The 15,116-nt window shown below is 58.9% G+C and carries 17 protein-coding genes; 4 read left to right on the top strand and 13 right to left on the bottom strand.

Annotated features, from left to right (window positions below; genetic code table 11):
• Nucleotides 1–2 precede the first annotated feature (2 nt).
• Entirely contained in the window at nucleotides 3–839 is an 837-nt protein-coding gene (locus ACR0JF_RS10345; protein WP_170659970.1) for an alpha/beta fold hydrolase, read from the bottom strand.
• 167 nt (nucleotides 840–1,006) lie between these two features.
• Between ACR0JF_RS10345 and ACR0JF_RS10340 the strand changes: the two genes are divergently transcribed.
• Entirely contained in the window at nucleotides 1,007–1,636 is a 630-nt protein-coding gene (locus tag ACR0JF_RS10340; protein ID WP_170659969.1) for a LysE family translocator, read from the top strand.
• On the opposite strand, the gene ACR0JF_RS10335 is transcribed toward ACR0JF_RS10340, so the two are convergent.
• Nucleotides 1,633–1,806 (bottom strand): hypothetical protein, encoded by a 174-nt coding sequence (locus tag ACR0JF_RS10335; RefSeq protein ID WP_170659968.1) that lies wholly within the window; start codon nucleotides 1,804–1,806, stop codon nucleotides 1,633–1,635. The two genes, ACR0JF_RS10340 and ACR0JF_RS10335, sit on opposite strands and share 4 nt — an antisense overlap.
• Nucleotides 1,807–2,129: 323 nt before the next feature.
• Between ACR0JF_RS10335 and ACR0JF_RS10330 the strand changes: the two genes are divergently transcribed.
• Nucleotides 2,130–2,669 carry an adenine phosphoribosyltransferase gene (locus ACR0JF_RS10330; RefSeq protein ID WP_170477435.1) on the top strand — a complete coding sequence of 180 codons (540 nt, stop codon included), beginning with the start codon at nucleotides 2,130–2,132 and terminating at the stop codon, nucleotides 2,667–2,669.
• Between the two features lie 169 nt (nucleotides 2,670–2,838).
• The gene (locus tag ACR0JF_RS10325) at nucleotides 2,839–3,321 is read left to right on the top strand and encodes a fasciclin domain-containing protein (RefSeq protein WP_170377886.1); all 483 of its coding nucleotides are present in this window, start codon (nucleotides 2,839–2,841) and stop codon (nucleotides 3,319–3,321) included.
• A 36-nt stretch (nucleotides 3,322–3,357) separates the two neighbouring features.
• Here the strand turns inward: ACR0JF_RS10325 and ACR0JF_RS10320 are convergent, their stop codons facing one another.
• The 11 genes from ACR0JF_RS10320 to coxB all read right to left on the bottom strand — a co-directional run bounded on the left by ACR0JF_RS10320 (nucleotide 3,358) and on the right by coxB (nucleotide 13,313).
• The gene (locus ACR0JF_RS10320) at nucleotides 3,358–4,773 is read right to left on the bottom strand and encodes an FAD-binding oxidoreductase (protein WP_480669244.1); all 1,416 of its coding nucleotides are present in this window, start codon (nucleotides 4,771–4,773) and stop codon (nucleotides 3,358–3,360) included.
• Nucleotides 4,774–4,811: 38 nt separating this feature from the next.
• The gene (locus ACR0JF_RS10315; protein ID WP_170659966.1) at nucleotides 4,812–5,648 is read right to left on the bottom strand and encodes an MBL fold metallo-hydrolase; all 837 of its coding nucleotides are present in this window, start codon (nucleotides 5,646–5,648) and stop codon (nucleotides 4,812–4,814) included.
• An 84-nt stretch (nucleotides 5,649–5,732) separates the two neighbouring features.
• The gene (locus ACR0JF_RS10310; RefSeq protein ID WP_170659965.1) at nucleotides 5,733–6,317 is read right to left on the bottom strand and encodes a GNAT family N-acetyltransferase; all 585 of its coding nucleotides are present in this window, start codon (nucleotides 6,315–6,317) and stop codon (nucleotides 5,733–5,735) included.
• Nucleotides 6,317–7,579 (bottom strand): M16 family metallopeptidase, encoded by a 1,263-nt coding sequence (locus ACR0JF_RS10305; RefSeq protein ID WP_170659964.1) that lies wholly within the window; start codon nucleotides 7,577–7,579, stop codon nucleotides 6,317–6,319. The genes ACR0JF_RS10310 and ACR0JF_RS10305 overlap by 1 nt, the downstream gene beginning before the upstream one ends.
• Nucleotides 7,576–8,964 (bottom strand): threonine synthase, encoded by a 1,389-nt coding sequence (thrC, locus tag ACR0JF_RS10300; RefSeq protein WP_170659963.1) that lies wholly within the window; start codon nucleotides 8,962–8,964, stop codon nucleotides 7,576–7,578. Before thrC ends, ACR0JF_RS10305 begins: the two co-directional genes overlap by 4 nt.
• Nucleotides 8,961–9,638 carry an SURF1 family protein gene (locus ACR0JF_RS10295; RefSeq protein WP_170659962.1) on the bottom strand — a complete coding sequence of 226 codons (678 nt, stop codon included), beginning with the start codon at nucleotides 9,636–9,638 and terminating at the stop codon, nucleotides 8,961–8,963. The genes thrC and ACR0JF_RS10295 overlap by 4 nt, the downstream gene beginning before the upstream one ends.
• A gap of 154 nt (nucleotides 9,639–9,792) precedes the next feature.
• Nucleotides 9,793–10,608 (bottom strand): cytochrome c oxidase subunit 3, encoded by an 816-nt coding sequence (locus tag ACR0JF_RS10290; RefSeq protein ID WP_170659961.1) that lies wholly within the window; start codon nucleotides 10,606–10,608, stop codon nucleotides 9,793–9,795.
• A gap of 22 nt (nucleotides 10,609–10,630) precedes the next feature.
• Nucleotides 10,631–11,206, bottom strand: coding sequence for a cytochrome c oxidase assembly protein (locus ACR0JF_RS10285; RefSeq protein ID WP_170659960.1), 576 nt, complete (start codon nucleotides 11,204–11,206; stop codon nucleotides 10,631–10,633).
• Nucleotides 11,206–11,367: a hypothetical protein gene (locus ACR0JF_RS10280; protein ID WP_170659959.1), complete on the bottom strand. Its 162-nt coding sequence runs from the start codon at nucleotides 11,365–11,367 to the stop codon at nucleotides 11,206–11,208. Before ACR0JF_RS10280 ends, ACR0JF_RS10285 begins: the two co-directional genes overlap by 1 nt.
• Nucleotides 11,367–12,320, bottom strand: coding sequence for a heme o synthase (cyoE, locus tag ACR0JF_RS10275; protein WP_170659958.1), 954 nt, complete (start codon nucleotides 12,318–12,320; stop codon nucleotides 11,367–11,369). The genes ACR0JF_RS10280 and cyoE overlap by 1 nt, the downstream gene beginning before the upstream one ends.
• 81 nt (nucleotides 12,321–12,401) lie before the next feature.
• Nucleotides 12,402–13,313, bottom strand: coding sequence for a cytochrome c oxidase subunit II (gene coxB / locus ACR0JF_RS10270; protein WP_170471948.1), 912 nt, complete (start codon nucleotides 13,311–13,313; stop codon nucleotides 12,402–12,404).
• A 176-nt stretch (nucleotides 13,314–13,489) separates the two neighbouring features.
• On the opposite strand from coxB, the gene tldD reads away from it, so the two are divergent.
• Entirely contained in the window at nucleotides 13,490–14,911 is a 1,422-nt protein-coding gene (gene tldD / locus ACR0JF_RS10265) for a metalloprotease TldD (protein ID WP_170659957.1), read from the top strand.
• Nucleotides 14,912–15,116: the final 205 nt, after the last annotated feature.

The raw sequence follows: 15,116 nt of genomic DNA, 5'->3' as shown, positions 1-15,116 counted from the left end.
TCTTACAGTGGGGGCAGATTGTCCTGTACGGTCTGCCACAAGCCATGCGACCAGAGATCATTGTGGGTGCCGCCCTCGATAATGAACAATTCCGCTTCGCTTCCTTCGGCAAGCGCTGTTCCGTGATGTGGCGGGACCACGATGTCCTCGGTGCCGTGGAAGATTAGCGTCGGCACCTCGATCTGGCCGATAATGTCGCGTGTGGCGAACTTGTCCTGCATGAGAAGTGAGACAGGTAACCACGGGTAGCGCTCGGCCGCGACATCAACGGTTGCGGTAAACGGTGCCTCCAAAACCAGTAGCTCCGCGTCGGGGCGCTGCGCGGCAACAGCCGCTGCGACGCCGGTTCCAAGGCTCTGACCGTGGAGCACAACGGGTTGGCCCTGCGCGCTTAGTTGGTCATAGAGGGCCAGACCGTCAGCGACGAAAGCGGCCTCGGACGGAGTGCCATCGCTGCCGGGGAACCCTCGATAACTGGGCGCGAGCAGACCAAAGCCGCTGTTCAGGATTTCGCGCAGCCGGTCGGCGCGGTCCCCAAGATTGCCGCTTTGCCCATGGAAAAACAGAACGGTCGGCGCACCCGCAGCCACTGCAGGCGCGGACCAGACCGCCAGGTCGGTGCCATCCGGCATGGGCAGCGACAGGACCTCGACATCCGCCAAACCGACCGAGCTGGGCTCAGGCAACGCGCCGGATGGTTTGAACAGCAGATCGCGCTGATTCACATACATATAAACCACGGCCAACACATAGAGCGCCGCGATCACCGCAATCAGGACAAACGCGCCTTTTCTCAGCCGCGCTGTCTGGTCGTGCGTCATTTTCTGAGTCTGCTCCATCGGGGCCTCCGTTCATCCGTCTTATCAGTCTGGGCATCGATGCGCGGGATTCAAGAGAGATGTATCAGGCTTAATCCGGCCTTTAGAATTACTGGGCGAGGCTGAAACCGCTTGACGCCTGCCCCGTGTGAGGGCTTGCTGCGAGGCGAACAGGAACAGGATGGACCATGTCTTTAGAACTCTGGCTGGCTTTCGTGGCCGCATCGACCGCGTTGCTGCTGATCCCCGGACCGACCGTGCTGCTGGTTCTCAGCTATGCGCTATCAAAAGGGCGCAGCGTGGCGGTTGCCTCGGCCACCGGGGTTGCCGTTGGTGATCTTGTCGCGATGACAGCGTCTCTGCTGGGTTTGGGCGCTTTAGTTCTGGCCTCTGCCACGTTGTTTTCTGTGTTGAAGTGGATCGGAGCCGCCTATCTGGTCTGGTTGGGCATCAAACTGTTGCGCAGCGCGCCATCGGGTGGGTTGAACCCGGTTGAAACAGGGCGTGATGTTACCGCGCGCGGGGTTTTCGGACATGCGGCAGCAGTTACCGCCCTAAACCCAAAATCAATCGCATTTTTCATCGCCTTCGTCCCGCAGTTCCTGCGCCCAGCCGAACCCCTGGGCCCTCAATTCGCGATCCTGATTGCGACCTTCGTGGGCCTCGCCTGGCTGAACGCGCTGGCTTACGCGCTTCTGGCCGATCGACTGCGACTCATGATCGGGCGCGCTAGCGTGATCAACGCGATGACACGGTTCGGAGGTCTGGCTCTGATCGGAATGGGCGTTGCGACGGCTGTTCTGCGGCGGCCCGCCTAGTCGTCTGCGTTTTCTTTCATGAACCCGCGGATAAAGCGGCGGATTTCGCGTGCAGCTGACGTGTCCAGCTCTTTGCACAATTCGACAAAGGCATCACGTTCGTCCTTGTCCAGACGCAACACCAACTGACTGTTTTTCTTGGTAGAACCCTTACCGTCTTTCTTCGCCACGCGCCTTAATCCCGCAAACTACTTGATTCTCTCCGCGATGCAATGTATATACATAGCATATAGGATGTAGATATCGGGCACCTAACAACAAAAAAAGGATTTTGGCAATGAACCTTCATGCGGCTCAAGCATTTCTTTTGAGAGACCAGCGCAATTGGCGCAAACCTCACCTGTCGTGGCTGCCCGCCACGCTGTACCGGTACTACGGGTTAGCAAAGGCCGTTCCGAACCGGCGCAGATAGGCGCAGGCAGCATTCTATCCTTGCAAGGTTGACGCCAATGGGCCAAACACCCCGCGTGTTCTGATGCCAAAGGGGTGCCTCATGTCCAGAAACAACTCGGTCAAGGATTACATCCGAACCATCGTCGATTTCCCTCATGAAGGGATCATGTTTCGCGACGTCACCACCCTGTTTGCCGATCCGCGCGGATTTCGCATGGCCATCGACCAGATGCTGCACCCCTATGCGGGCGAGCGGATCGATAAGGTCGTCGGGCTTGAAGCGCGCGGTTTTATTCTGGGCGGCGCTATTGCACACCAGTTGAGCGTCGGTTTTGTTCCCATCCGCAAAAAGGGCAAGCTGCCCGGCACCACGATCAGCCAAGACTACAAGTTGGAATATGGCGAGGCGATCGTCGAGATCCACGATGACGCCATCCAAGCCGGCGAAAAGGTCTTAGTCGTCGATGACCTGCTGGCAACTGGCGGCACCGCTGGCGCTGGCATCAAACTGATCGAACGGTTGGGGGGCGAGATCATCTCTTGCGCGTTTATTGTGGACCTCCCGGAACTGGGCGGGCGCAAAGTGCTTGAGGATATGGGCATGGATGTTCATGTCCTATGTGAATTCGAAGGTCTGTGAGCCGAAAAAACTCACATATTATTGTATTGAAATTTGAAACAGCGTTGGCTTAGCGCTGTTTCGCGACTGTTCAAGGCAATTCTTTGCGCAAAACGCGTGATCCGTATGCGCAGATCGCCGTATCCCGATTGATGCTGCTTGAAGCATTTCTAATTTGGGAGACCATAAAATGTTCCGCAAACTCGCAGTCGCTAGCGTCGCAACAATCCTGTTGGGCACATCCGCAATGGCAGACGGTCATGGCAAAGACATCGTCGATACCGCCGTCTCAGCCGGTAGCTTTGAAACCCTCGTCGCCGCCGTTCAGGCCGCCGAACTTGTAGACACTCTGAAAGGCGAAGGTCCCTTCACCGTGTTCGCCCCTACGGATGAAGCGTTCGCAGCTCTGCCCGAAGGCACAGTGGCCGACCTGCTGAAGCCCGAAAACAAAGACCAGTTGGTCGCCGTGCTGACCTACCATGTGGTGCCGGGCAAAGTGATGTCGGGCGATCTGTCCGACGACATGACCGCGGCCACGGTACAGGGCGGCGATATCACGATTGATCTAGATTCGGGCGTGATGGTGAATGACGCCAACGTCGTTCAGGCTGATATCGAGACATCAAACGGTGTAATCCACGTGATCGACAAGGTCATTCTGCCCGCGTCATAAAGCAATCAGACACGGTCCGGACCGTTCGGGCCGTGTCTACGCCTTCAGGATCGCTCCGGGATTCATAATCCCTTTTGGGTCCAACGCAGCCTTGATCCCTCGCATCGCCTGAAGTTTGACGGGATCGCCATAGCGCTCTAGGTCCTCGACCTTCAACCGCCCTACCCCGTGTTCCGCGCTGACCGAGCCTTCAAACGCGTGAACCAGATCATGAACCGCGCTCTTCACCACTTTGCGGTGGCCATCAAAGGCATCGCGGCTCTGACCCTTGGGCGGGAAGACATTATAGTGCAGGTTGCCATCGCCCAAATGCCCGAAACAGTTGATACGGAACGGACCTAACGCGCCGATCACCTCGGCCCCTTGCCGAATGAATTCGGGGATGGTCGAGATCGGGACCGAGATATCGTGGCTTGAGACGGACCCGATCAGGCGGTTGGCCTCAGGGATACGCTCACGAACAGCCCACAGCGCGCGGCGCTGCGCCTCGCTCTGAGCAATCACGCCATCGTGGACAAAGCCCCGAGGCTCCGCAGCGGTGAAAATCGCCTCCAAACGCTCAGACGCGGTCTGTCCGGCCGCCAATCCAAGTTCGATCAGAACGCTCCATTCGGGTGGCGTATCGAATGGCTGGCGCACATCGGCCAGCACCTCGGTCAGGAAATCCAACCCTTGCCGGTGGATCAGTTCAAACGAACTGACCGTCTCACCCACCAAATCGCCCGTCAGGGCCAGCAGGTCGATCGCAGCCTCGGGTGAGGCCACCTGAAACATCGCTGTCCCGACCTTGGTAGGCCGAGGAAACAGCTTGAGAGAGGCCGCGGTGATGATCCCAAGCGTCCCCTCGGACCCGATCAACAGATTGCGCAGATCATAGCCCGTGTTGTCTTTTCTCAACCGGCTCAGCCCATGCCAGATTTCACCGCTGGGCAACACCGCCTCTAGCCCCAGACACAGATCACGTGCATTACCATATCGCAGCACGTTGACGCCCCCGGCATTGGTCGCAAGGTTGCCACCGATCCGGCACGACCCCTGCGCGGCCAGAGACAGGGGAAACAGCCTGTCCGCCGCCTCTGCCGCGGCCTGAACGTCCTCTAGAACGGCCCCAGCCTCGGCAATCAAAACGTTTTCGGTGGGATAAACCGCACGAATGGCAGCCATACGCTCCAGTGAGATCAACAACGGTGCCGGACCGGAGGTCATGACCTGCCCACCTACCAAGCCCGTGCCGCCGCCATAGGGCACAACCGGCACGCGCGCATCCGAAGCAAGCCGTACCAGCGCCGCCACGTCCTGCACGTTGCGCGGCAGGGCCAACAGCCCAATTTCGCCTGCAAACCGGTTGCGCGGCTCTTCCAGGTAACGTTCAGAAACCGGACGCAACACATCATCGCCCAATTCAGCGCGAATGGAGTCAGCAAGCTTGGCATCTGCGGGGTTCAAATCCATTCGCCTTCCTTGCCCAACATGCGCGCGACCGGCAAGCCCTATTCCAGATCGATCAGATATTGCGGCTCTAGCACGACAACTGTGGGCCGGTCCGGCAAACTGCGCAGCGAGACGGTCAGCTCTGACACACCTTCGCGTACAACCGGGAAGTCATTGCGAATATCGACGAGAAAGCGATCCAGCGAGAAACCGGAAAACCAATGCATAGGAATAATCACCGAGCTTTTCAGCCGCTTGAGGACCGAGATCATCTCGGGCAGAGGCATGGTTGTCCCGCCATCCACGGCCGCCATCACAACATCCAACCTCCCCAGCGCGGCAAACTGCTCATCCGAGGGCACGTGATGCAAGTGTCCCAAATGACCGATGCACAGCCCTTCGACCTCGAACACGAAAATCGAGTTTCCCTTCTCCTCTACCCCACCATAGGACGACCGGATATCGGTCGAGACATTGCGCACCAGCATCTCGCCCAGATCCAGATGATGGTCGATCCCCTGCCCGAACTCACCCCACCCCGGCAGCACATGCGGAATGGCTGGGTCCGGGTGCGCCGTCCAATGAGTGCTGTGCGCATGGTTCATCGTCACGACATCGGGGATCAGATCAGCGCTGCCGATGAACCCGGTGAAATCCGTGACCGCGTTCAGCCCACCCGCAGTCTGAATCAGAAAGGAGGCATGCGCGATATAGCTGATCCGCACCGAAAACTCCGGCACCGGATTTTGCCACGCTACCTTGTGCAGATATTCAATCCCAGGTGCTGCATCAGCTATGGCTATGCAATGGCTCGGCCGCCGCTCCTGCGCCGCAGCCGCACCCGAGAGAAATATCAATACAGCCACAATCCAGCGCATAGGAAGAGTGTAGCGCATCCCTCCGCCAAGTCATTCCCCTTGTTCATCTGGCCAAAAATATCCCGCGGGAGGCGCGGCGTGCCGCGACGGGGGCAGAGCCCCCTACCCCGCGTCCGTCCTGCCCCGCCGGTCCGACCGCAAGCTGGCGTAAAGAACATGCGTCCGCCACCGTCCGTTGATCTGCAGATAGGACTGCGCCACGCCTTCGTATTTGAAACCCGAGCTTTCCAGCAGCCCGCGAGAGGGTTTGTTTTCGGGCAAGCAGGCCGCCTCAATCCGGCTCAGGTCCAGACGGGAGAAGGCGTGATGAACGACCGCTCCGATGGCCTCTCGCATATAGCCGTTGCGCGCAAAGCTCTGCCCGGTCCAATAGCCCAGGGTTCCAGCCTGCGCAGGACCGCGGCGGATGTTGTCCAGTGTGACCGCCCCCACCAGCACGTCATCTGAACGGCGGAACAGAAACAACGGGATTGCGGTTCCGCTGGCGACCGAGCGCTGCGCCCAATAGACCCGGTTGGTGAAAGACTTGCGGCTTAAATGGTCCTGCGCCCAGATCGGCTCCCAGGGGGTCAAATACTCCTCTGAGGCGCGGCGCAGAGCGGCCCATTCGTTGAAGTCGGAATGCACAGGCGGGCGCAGCCTTAGCCGCGCAGTTTCAAGTCTCAGCTTGCGCCTGCCTAACAGCATCACGCCGCACGCCTCTCCTGCAGTTCTACCAAGGATGGCGCGCCCGAGACCGGACCATAGAGAGCCAAAGCTGCCGGGGCCTGAACGGCCATACGTTCAGCGAAGGCCCGGACATCCTCGGTGCTGACGGCATCAATCTTGGCGACGGTATCTTCAAGCGAAGGTACTCGTCCCCAGATCTGCACCAGACGCGCCAGACGCTCAGCTCGGTTCGAGGGGCTTTCCAGACCCATCAGCATCCCGGCTTTCATCTGCGCAAGGGCGCGGGCTACTTCTTCTTCGCTCATGTCATCAGCAGCGCGCTTCATCTCGTCTATTGTGATGGTTGCCAGCTCTGCGACTTGATCGGCAGACGTCCCCGCGTAGATCGTGGTGGTGCCAGTATCCGCATAGGCCCCGGTCTGCGCAAAGATCGTGTAGCAGAGCCCGCGCGACTCGCGCACCTCCTGGAAAAGGCGCGAGGACATGCCGCCGCCCAACGCTGTCGAATAGATCTGAGCGGTATAGATCTCATCGTCGCGATAACCGGGGCTTTCCAGCGCCAGAGCAAAATGCGCCTGTTCCAGATCTTTCTCCTGCCGCGCCTCACCACCGGTGAACCGAGCGGCTTCGGGGATCAGGCCCTTGCGCGGTTGCAAGTGGCCAAACATCTCTTCGGCCATTTTCATCAGCGCGTCGTGATCCACAGCACCCGCCGCAGACAGTATCATTTGTTCAGGGCCATAGTGCTCGGCCACGAAGCCTGAAAGATCTTCTCGCGAGAAGGAACTCACCCGTTCAGACGGACCGAGGATGGTGCGGCCCAGCGGCTGGTCGTGATAGCTCTGTTCCTGCAGCCAGTCGAAAATCACATCGTCGGGCGTGTCATAGGCCTGACCGATCTCCTGAAGGATCACGCCGCGCTCAACCTCGATCTCGCGCGGGTCAAAGACGGGGTTCAGAACGATGTCGCCGATCACATCCATGGCCAGCGCCACATCGTCTTTCAGAACGCGGGCGTAATAGGCCGTCACCTCGCGCGAGGTATAGGCGTTGATGTACCCGCCCACATCTTCGATCGCCTCGGCGATTTGCAACGCGGAACGGCGTGCGGTTCCCTTGAACGCCATATGTTCAAGGAAATGCGCGATGCCGTTCTGTTCGATCCGCTCATGCCGCCCTCCGGCGGTCACCCAGATGCCGATGGCCGCCGATTGCAGCCCCTGCATATGTTCACTGACGATACGAAAGCCGTTCTTCAGTTGGTCTTGTCTGACAGTCACTCGGCGATATGCCCTTTGATATGTTCCTCAAGGGCACCCAGATCGTTGGCAATCCGCGTCACCCGTTCCGGACGTTCATACAGATCAGACATGCGGGAGGGAAGAGGCGGATGTTCGCCGCTCGCCTTCTCGACCGCAGCCGGGAATTTCGCGGGGTGTGCCGTGGCCAGAGTGATCATCGGCACATCTGCCGCGCGATGCTGCTCGGCCACTTTGATACCGATGGCCGTGTGCGGGCAGACCAGTTCAGCGCTGTGAGCCAACGTGTGTTTGATCGTCTCCAGCGTCTCATCTTCGGACACGCGGCCCGAGTCGAAGCTTTCGCGCAGCGCTTCCATCGCCCCTTGGCTGACGTTGAAACCTCCGGTCTTCAGTTCATCCATCAACTGGGCGACGGCGCTGCCATCCTCGCCATAGGCATAATACAGCGCGCGTTCAAAGTTCGAGCTGACCTGAATATCCATCGACGGGCTGATTGAGGGGATGGTGTCGCCTTTGAAATACCCCTCTCCCGAAAGACACCGATGCAGAATGTCATTCTGGTTGGTCGCCACAACCAAACGGTCAATGGGTAGACCCATGCGCTTGGCCAGATACCCCGCAAAGATGTCCCCGAAATTGCCGGTTGGCACGGTGAAGCTGACCTCGCGATGTGGCGCGCCGAGGCTGACGGCGGCAGAGAAGTAGTAGACGATCTGCGCCAGAACGCGAGCAAAGTTGATCGAGTTCACGCCTGCCAGTTTCACGCTGTCGCGGAAGTCAAAATCGTTGAACATGTCTTTCAGCGCAGCCTGGCAATCGTCAAAATCGCCATCCACGGCGAGCGCGTGGACATTGCTGTCCGCTGGCGTCGTCATCTGGCGGCGCTGCACCTCGGACACCCGTCCGTGCGGATAGAGGATGAACACATCCACCGCATCCAGGCCACGGAATGCCTCAATCGCGGCCGAACCAGTATCGCCACTGGTCGCGCCGACGATGGTCACGCGGTCATTGCGGCGTTTCAAGGCCACCTGGAACAGCTGACCGATCAGCTGCATGGCGAAGTCCTTGAAGGCCAGAGTGGGCCCGTGGAACAGCTCCAACAAGAAGTGGTTTTCGTTCAACTGCTTTAGCGGCGCGCGGGCGTCGTGGCCGAAGCCTTCATAGGCGCGGGCGATGATCTGTTTGAACTCATCCTCTGCGAAGGAACCGCTGACATAGGGCCACATCACGCGGAACGCGATCTCCTCGTAGGAAAGCCCGGCCATGGCGGCGATCTCGTCATGGCTGAGCGTTGGGATTTCAGCGGGCAGGTACAGGCCACCGTCACGGGCCAGCCCGGTCAGCATCGCCTCTTCAAAACTCAGTTCCGGCGCTTGGCCACGGGTCGAGATGTATTTCATTGCGGGTCACTCTCAGAAGGGGCGCGATTGCGCCACAGGAAGTATCCGGTCATTGCAGCCCAGACGAGGGCCAGTCCAAACCATGTGATTGCATATTGAAGGTGGTCATTGGGAATCCCGGCCGTGTCGACCGGTAGCGGGGTCACGCCCGGGTCGGTCTGAGACCGAGCGATCAGCAGGATAGGCTCAGTCCCCAGAGCGGCGGCCAGATTGGGTACGTCGCGGGCGAACCAGATGTTGCTGTCGATATCGGCATCGGGCGTGTAGCTGTCGATCTCATCGGGCCAATGCAGGTTGCCTGTAACTTCCATCGGGCCGGTCAAACGGTAAGTCTGCTTGGCCGTGGTTGGCACAAAACCCCGGTCCACCAAAATGGTACGATCCTCGGTGCTGAACGACTGGATGATGCGATACCCGGCCCCTACTTGCTTGACCGAGACCAGAACGTGGATCTCGCCCGGCTCCATATCACCCGAGACTGTTACGGGCAGATATTTGTCCTCATCCTCTGAAACCTGTTGTGGCAGAGGAACCGGTTCAGCCGCGATGCGGCCGTCAATCTCGGACAGGTTCTCTTGTTTCCAAGCCAGACGCTGGACCTGCCACGTACCAAGCCACAGCAGGACGCCCAAACCGGCGAGACTGAAGATCAGCAGAAACAGAGTGCGGCGCATGGCAGGACTATCGCTCGTTGCAGGAACCGGCGTCTTGTTAAGGGGGGCAAGCACGGGAATGCAACCACGCAATTGTATGGGGCGCAATCTTGCACTCGAAAATGCAAAAAAGCCGCCCCTAAGAGCGGCTTTTGCAGTTAAAAACCAGTGTCACTTAGAACAGCGGCGCCTGTCCCCAGATGTAGACTGCGAAGAACAGGAACAGCCAGACCACGTCAACGAAGTGCCAGTACCAGGCTGCGGCCTCGAAACCGACGTGTTTCTCGGGGGTGAAGTCCCCTTTCAGCGCGCGGATCAGACAGACTGTCAGGAAAATCGTACCGATCACTACGTGGAAGCCGTGGAAGCCGGTTGCCATGAAGAAGTTCGAGTAGAACTGGTCACCGCCAAACTGCCAGTCCTCATGGGCCAGCAATTCATAGTATTCAAACGCCTGAAGCGCCGTGAACAGGATACCCAGCACGATTCCGATGGCCAGACCGTTGATCAGCGCCTTGCGATCGTTGTCGTGAACCAGAGCGTGGTGCGCCCAGGTGATCGCACAGCCCGACAGCAGCAGGACCAGAGTGTTGATCAGCGGCAGGTGGAACGGATCAACCGCGTGGATATCCGGCTGGATGTATTCGGTGCCCGCATAGTCGTACATCGGGTACATGCGATGTTTGAAGAACGACCAGAACCAGGCGAAGAAGAACATCACCTCGGACATCACGAACAGGATGAAGCCATAGCGCAGACCGATGCGCACAACCGGCGTGTGGTCGCCCTGACGGCTTTCCACAACGACTTCGGACCACCACGCGAACATGGTGTACAGCACGGCAACGAGACCGGCCCAGAACAGCCACGGGGTCACACCGTGCATCCAAAGGACGGCTCCGAACAACATCACAAAGCCACCGATAGCGCCGATCAGCGGCCAGATCGACGGGGCCAGAATGTGATAATCATGGTTTTTTGCGTGTGCCATCAGCGTCCCTCACCTAAAGGCGTTAGTTCGTGTTTTTGTCTTCCTGCGTTTCAAGGGCGGCATAGCCCTCGGGCAGGTCGATTTCGTAGAATGTATACGACAGAGTAATCGTATGCACATATTTCGCTTCAAGGTCTTCGACCATTTCCGGGTCAACAAAGAAGCTGACCGGCATCTCTACTCGCTCACCGGGTTGCAGAACCTGCTCTTCGAAGCAGAAACAGGCGATCTTCTGGAAATACCCACCTGCCGAATAGGGCGCGACGTTGTAGGACGCCTGCCCGGCAATCGGGCGATCGGTCGGGTTGTAGGCCTCATAGAAGGCCAGCCCGGTTTCACCGATGCGCACCTCCATCTCACGCTCGACGGGCTTGAACTCCCACGCCATGTCCTTGGCTTTGGATGCGTCGAAACGGACCGTCACTTTGCGGTCGAGGATATCATCAGGCGCGGCTTCGGCGACGCCGGTGGTGCCTCCGAATCCGGTAACACGGCAGAACCAGTCGTAAAACGGCACAGCCGCCCAGGCGAGGCTGCCCATCAGGACAACAACACCCACGGTTTGCACAACAGTTTTCTGAGGACCGGACAGAGCCATCAGTTCTGCACCTCCTCCACGGGTTGTCCCAGGCTGGTGCCCGAGACCTTGACGATTGTGAGGCCGAAGATGATCACGATGAAGGCCGCAAGTGTCAGGCCAACACCCAGATTTCGGCTGAAACGACGTTCGTGAATTTCGTGACTTTTGCGCAGGCTCATCACCACCCTCCCAAGCCGTAGGGTTTCAGCAGCGCCTCAACCAGAATCGCGCCAAAATGCAGGAACAGGTACAGCAGAGACAGCTTGAAGAAACTCCGCTCGACCTTGAAATTGTCCGCTTCCGCGTCGTCTTCGGTGCGGCGCGAGATCTGCCATGCGCCGCGCAGGAACAGGGCGTTCAGCACCAGGGCAACTGCCAGATAAATAGGCCCACCGATGTCTGAGAAAGCGGTGCCAACGGCAAGAACAGCCAGAAGGCCGGTGTAAACGAGAATATGCTTACGGGTCGCGCGACGACCATGGGTCACGGTCAACATGGGCACGCCCGCATCGTCATAGTCCGAGCGCATGAACAGCGCCAATGCCCAAAAATGCGGAGGCGTCCACATGAAGGTCAAGGCAAACATCAGCCACGGCTCAAGCGTCATTGACCCGGTTGCGGCAACCCAGCCGATCACCGGAGGGAACGCACCTGCCGCGCCGCCGATCACGATGTTCTGCGGCGTCGAGCGTTTCAGCCACATCGTGTAGACCACAACGTAGAAGAAAATGGTGAAGCCAAGAAACGCCCCTGCAAACCAGTTGGTCGCAAGGCCCAGCATGATCACCGACAGGCCCGACAGAGCCAGGCCCAGGGAAAGCGCCTCGCCTTCCTGTACTTTACCGGCGGGAATCGGGCGGCTTTTGGTCCGCTTCATCACCCGGTCGATATCCGCATCCCACCACATGTTCAGCGCACCAGATGCACCGCCGCCAATGGCGATGAACAGGATCGCGCAGAAGCCCACGAAAGGATGCACCGACACCGGAGCGGCCAGCAAACCGACCAAAGCCGTGAACACAACCAGAGACATCACACGCGGCTTCAGCAGGGCGAAATAATCGCCAAAGCTGGCCTCATCCGCGTATGCCTTGGCGGTCGATGTGCTGGCATTGATGCTTGCGTCGGTCATCTCGGGTCCTTTTGGGGCGCAAGCTGCGCGGTTTAGCGCGCAGCTAACGAGTATTCTAAGGCGCGAACGCCCAGTCTACGCTCAGTTCGAGGCCACTTGGAAGTTTTGCGGCGTGCCCGCATATTCTTCGATCGCACCGTTCAGCCACTGTTCATAGGCCTCTTCGCTGACCACTTTGACGGTGATCGGCATGTAAGCGTGGTCTTTGCCGCATAGCTCAGAACACTGGCCAAAATAGACGCCCTCTTTGTCAGCTTCGAACCACAGCTCAGCCAGACGACCGGGAACGCCGTCCTGCTTCACGCCGAAGGACGGGATCGTCCACGAGTGGATCACATCAGAGGCTGTAACCTGCATCACGATGACCTTGCCAACCGGAACCACAACAGCGGTATCTGTGGCCAGCAGCCATTCATCGTCGCTGTAGCCCGCATCAGCCAGTTTGGCGCGCATGGCGTCATCCAGAACGAAGGGGGTCACGTCCGCATCCGCAGGGCGTGCACCCTCATCCAGCGTAGCCGGGTGGCCAAGCAGGTAGCTGTCGAATGCGAAATCGTGATCAACATATTCGTAGGTCCAGTACCACTGGTTGCCGACCACTTTGATAACCACGTCACCTTCGGGGATTTCCTGCTGCTTGAACAGAACCGGCAAAGAGAAAGCGCCGATGAATACCAGAATCAGGATCGGACCCAAAGTCCACGCGATTTCAACCGGGGTATAGTGCGAGAACCGCGCCGGTGTAGGGTTGGCGCGTTGATTGTAGCGCACGATGCAGTAAACCAGCAGCGCAGCAACAAACAGGCAGATCACGGTGATGATCACCAGAATCATCGCGTCCAGCCTGTGAATCCCGTCTGCAAGGCTGGTCGCTGCGGGTTGAAAGCCCATTCCACCGTCAACCGGCTTGCCAATTATCTCAAGCTCCTGAGCCATGGCGGGAAGGCTGGAGAGGGCCGTAGCAAGCCCGGAAAGCATCAAAGCATTCTTCATGTCTTGTCCTGATCGTTTGATCTTTGCGTCTCTGGCGAAAAGGTATGAATCGGTGAAACCACACCCGTTGTCTTTGGCCGCGTTAAAAACCATATTCCTGCGGGTAGATAAAGCAAAATGCTTGCGTCAAACAGACGCTATTTTTGATCTGGATCAAACCGGAAAGGTCACAACCCATGACTCAGGCCCCGTTTCGCCCTTTTGAAAGCGCTCTTCCGCATGATGAAGCGCTCTCCATTTTGCAATCGGCGACCGCCGGGGCCGAGGACGGAGAATTGTTTGTCGAACGGCGGAAATCCGAGTCTCTGGTCTTTGACGATGGTCGGTTGAAGACCGCATCCTACGATGCGTCCGAGGGATTCGGGCTGCGGGCCGTTCAGGGCGACGTAGCGGGCTATGCACATTCGACAGACGTTTCGATTCCCGCGTTGAAACGCGCGTCCGAGACCGCTCGGCTGGCCGTTGGCGACGGAGGGGGCACCTTGGCCGAGCCCCCTATGGCAACAAACAAACGCCTCTATACCGATGAAGATCCCATCGAAACCGCCAGCTTTCCGGTCAAAGTCGAGACCCTACGCGAGATCGACGCCTTCGTGCGTGATCTGGACCCCCGCGTCGTGCAAGTCAGCGCGACCATCGCCGCCGCGGTGCAAGAGGTGGAGATCCTGCGCCCCGACGGTGTGCTGGTGCGCGACGTGCGGCCGATGACTCGAGTGAATGTCTCGGTCATTGTCGAGCAGAATGGCCGCCGTGAAAATGGCTCGGCGGGTGGAGGAGGTCGCGTCGGCCTGAGCGGACTGATCGACCCCGCCGACTGGCAGAACAAGGCGCGAGAGGCCCTGCGGATCGCGCTGGTCAACCTCAAAGCCGTCCCCGCCCCTGCCGGAGTGATGGAGGTCGCCTTAGGCCCCGGCTGGCCCGGTATTCTGCTGCACGAAGCCATCGGGCACGGGCTGGAGGGGGATTTCAACCGCAAGGGCAGCTCGGCCTTTGCAGGTCTGATGGGGCAGCAAATTGCCTCCAAGGGCGTGACCGTAGTGGATGATGGCACGATTGCAGATCGGCGCGGCTCGATCACTGTGGATGACGAGGGAACGCCAAGCTCGCGGACTGTGCTGATCGAGGACGGTATCCTGACTGGGTACATGCAAGACCGCCAGAACGCGCGCCTGATGGGCGTCGCCCCTACCGGCAATGGACGACGGCAAAGCTACGCACACAAACCGATGCCGCGCATGACCAATACGGTGATGCTGGGCGGCGATGCCGACCCGGCCGCTCTGGTTGCTGATATCAAGGACGGGATCTGGGCCGTGGGTTTCGGTGGCGGTCAGGTCGACATCACCAACGGCAAATTCGTCTTTTCCTGTACCGAGGCCTATCGGGTCGAAAACGGCAAGATCGGCGCTCCGGTCAAGGGCGCGACGCTGATCGGGGACGGCCCCTCTGCGCTGAACCGCATCCGTGGTTTGGGCAACGACATGGCGCTGGATCCGGGAATGGGAACTTGCGGCAAGGATGGTCAATGGGTGCCGGTAGGCGTCGGCCAGCCAACGGTTCTGATGGACGGACTGACCGTTGGAGGTTCAGCCGCCTGAGTCGGAATCACATGACGTTAGAAAGGCGCGGGGTTAACCCTGCGCTTTTTTGCCAGAGTGACTGAGGTCAATTGGAATTTCGGATCATTCACCTCGGCGGAATTTTTATTTCTATATTTCAATTGCTTAACAGCATTCTCCGGAGAGCACGCCTAGAAAATTGCATCTAATTTTCAACGATTTACATGATGTTAACCCCGACACC

It is taken from the genome of Ruegeria sp. BG11 (genome assembly GCF_056538565.1).
The sequence above is the reverse complement of the archived record's forward strand: the minus strand, read 5'-3'. Positions and strand labels throughout refer to the sequence as shown.

Excerpts from the sequence above, each read along its gene's own strand:
- ACR0JF_RS10345 (WP_170659970.1), bottom strand. The coding sequence starts at position 839 with ATGGAGCAGACTCAGAAAATGACGCACGACCAGACAGCGCGGCTGAGA.
- ACR0JF_RS10340 (WP_170659969.1), top strand. The coding sequence starts at position 1,007 with ATGTCTTTAGAACTCTGGCTGGCTTTCGTGGCCGCATCGACCGCGTTG.
- ACR0JF_RS10330 (WP_170477435.1), top strand. The coding sequence starts at position 2,130 with ATGTCCAGAAACAACTCGGTCAAGGATTACATCCGAACCATCGTCGAT.
- ACR0JF_RS10325 (WP_170377886.1), top strand. The coding sequence starts at position 2,839 with ATGTTCCGCAAACTCGCAGTCGCTAGCGTCGCAACAATCCTGTTGGGC.
- ACR0JF_RS10320 (WP_480669244.1), bottom strand. The coding sequence starts at position 4,773 with ATGGATTTGAACCCCGCAGATGCCAAGCTTGCTGACTCCATTCGCGCT.
- ACR0JF_RS10315 (WP_170659966.1), bottom strand. The coding sequence starts at position 5,648 with ATGCGCTACACTCTTCCTATGCGCTGGATTGTGGCTGTATTGATATTT.
- ACR0JF_RS10310 (WP_170659965.1), bottom strand. The coding sequence starts at position 6,317 with ATGCTGTTAGGCAGGCGCAAGCTGAGACTTGAAACTGCGCGGCTAAGG.
- thrC (WP_170659963.1), bottom strand. The coding sequence starts at position 8,964 with ATGAAATACATCTCGACCCGTGGCCAAGCGCCGGAACTGAGTTTTGAA.
- ACR0JF_RS10295 (WP_170659962.1), bottom strand. The coding sequence starts at position 9,638 with ATGCGCCGCACTCTGTTTCTGCTGATCTTCAGTCTCGCCGGTTTGGGC.
- ACR0JF_RS10290 (WP_170659961.1), bottom strand. The coding sequence starts at position 10,608 with ATGGCACACGCAAAAAACCATGATTATCACATTCTGGCCCCGTCGATC.
- ACR0JF_RS10285 (WP_170659960.1), bottom strand. The coding sequence starts at position 11,206 with ATGGCTCTGTCCGGTCCTCAGAAAACTGTTGTGCAAACCGTGGGTGTT.
- ACR0JF_RS10280 (WP_170659959.1), bottom strand. The coding sequence starts at position 11,367 with ATGAGCCTGCGCAAAAGTCACGAAATTCACGAACGTCGTTTCAGCCGA.
- cyoE (WP_170659958.1), bottom strand. The coding sequence starts at position 12,320 with ATGACCGACGCAAGCATCAATGCCAGCACATCGACCGCCAAGGCATAC.
- coxB (WP_170471948.1), bottom strand. The coding sequence starts at position 13,313 with ATGAAGAATGCTTTGATGCTTTCCGGGCTTGCTACGGCCCTCTCCAGC.
- tldD (WP_170659957.1), top strand. The coding sequence starts at position 13,490 with ATGACTCAGGCCCCGTTTCGCCCTTTTGAAAGCGCTCTTCCGCATGAT.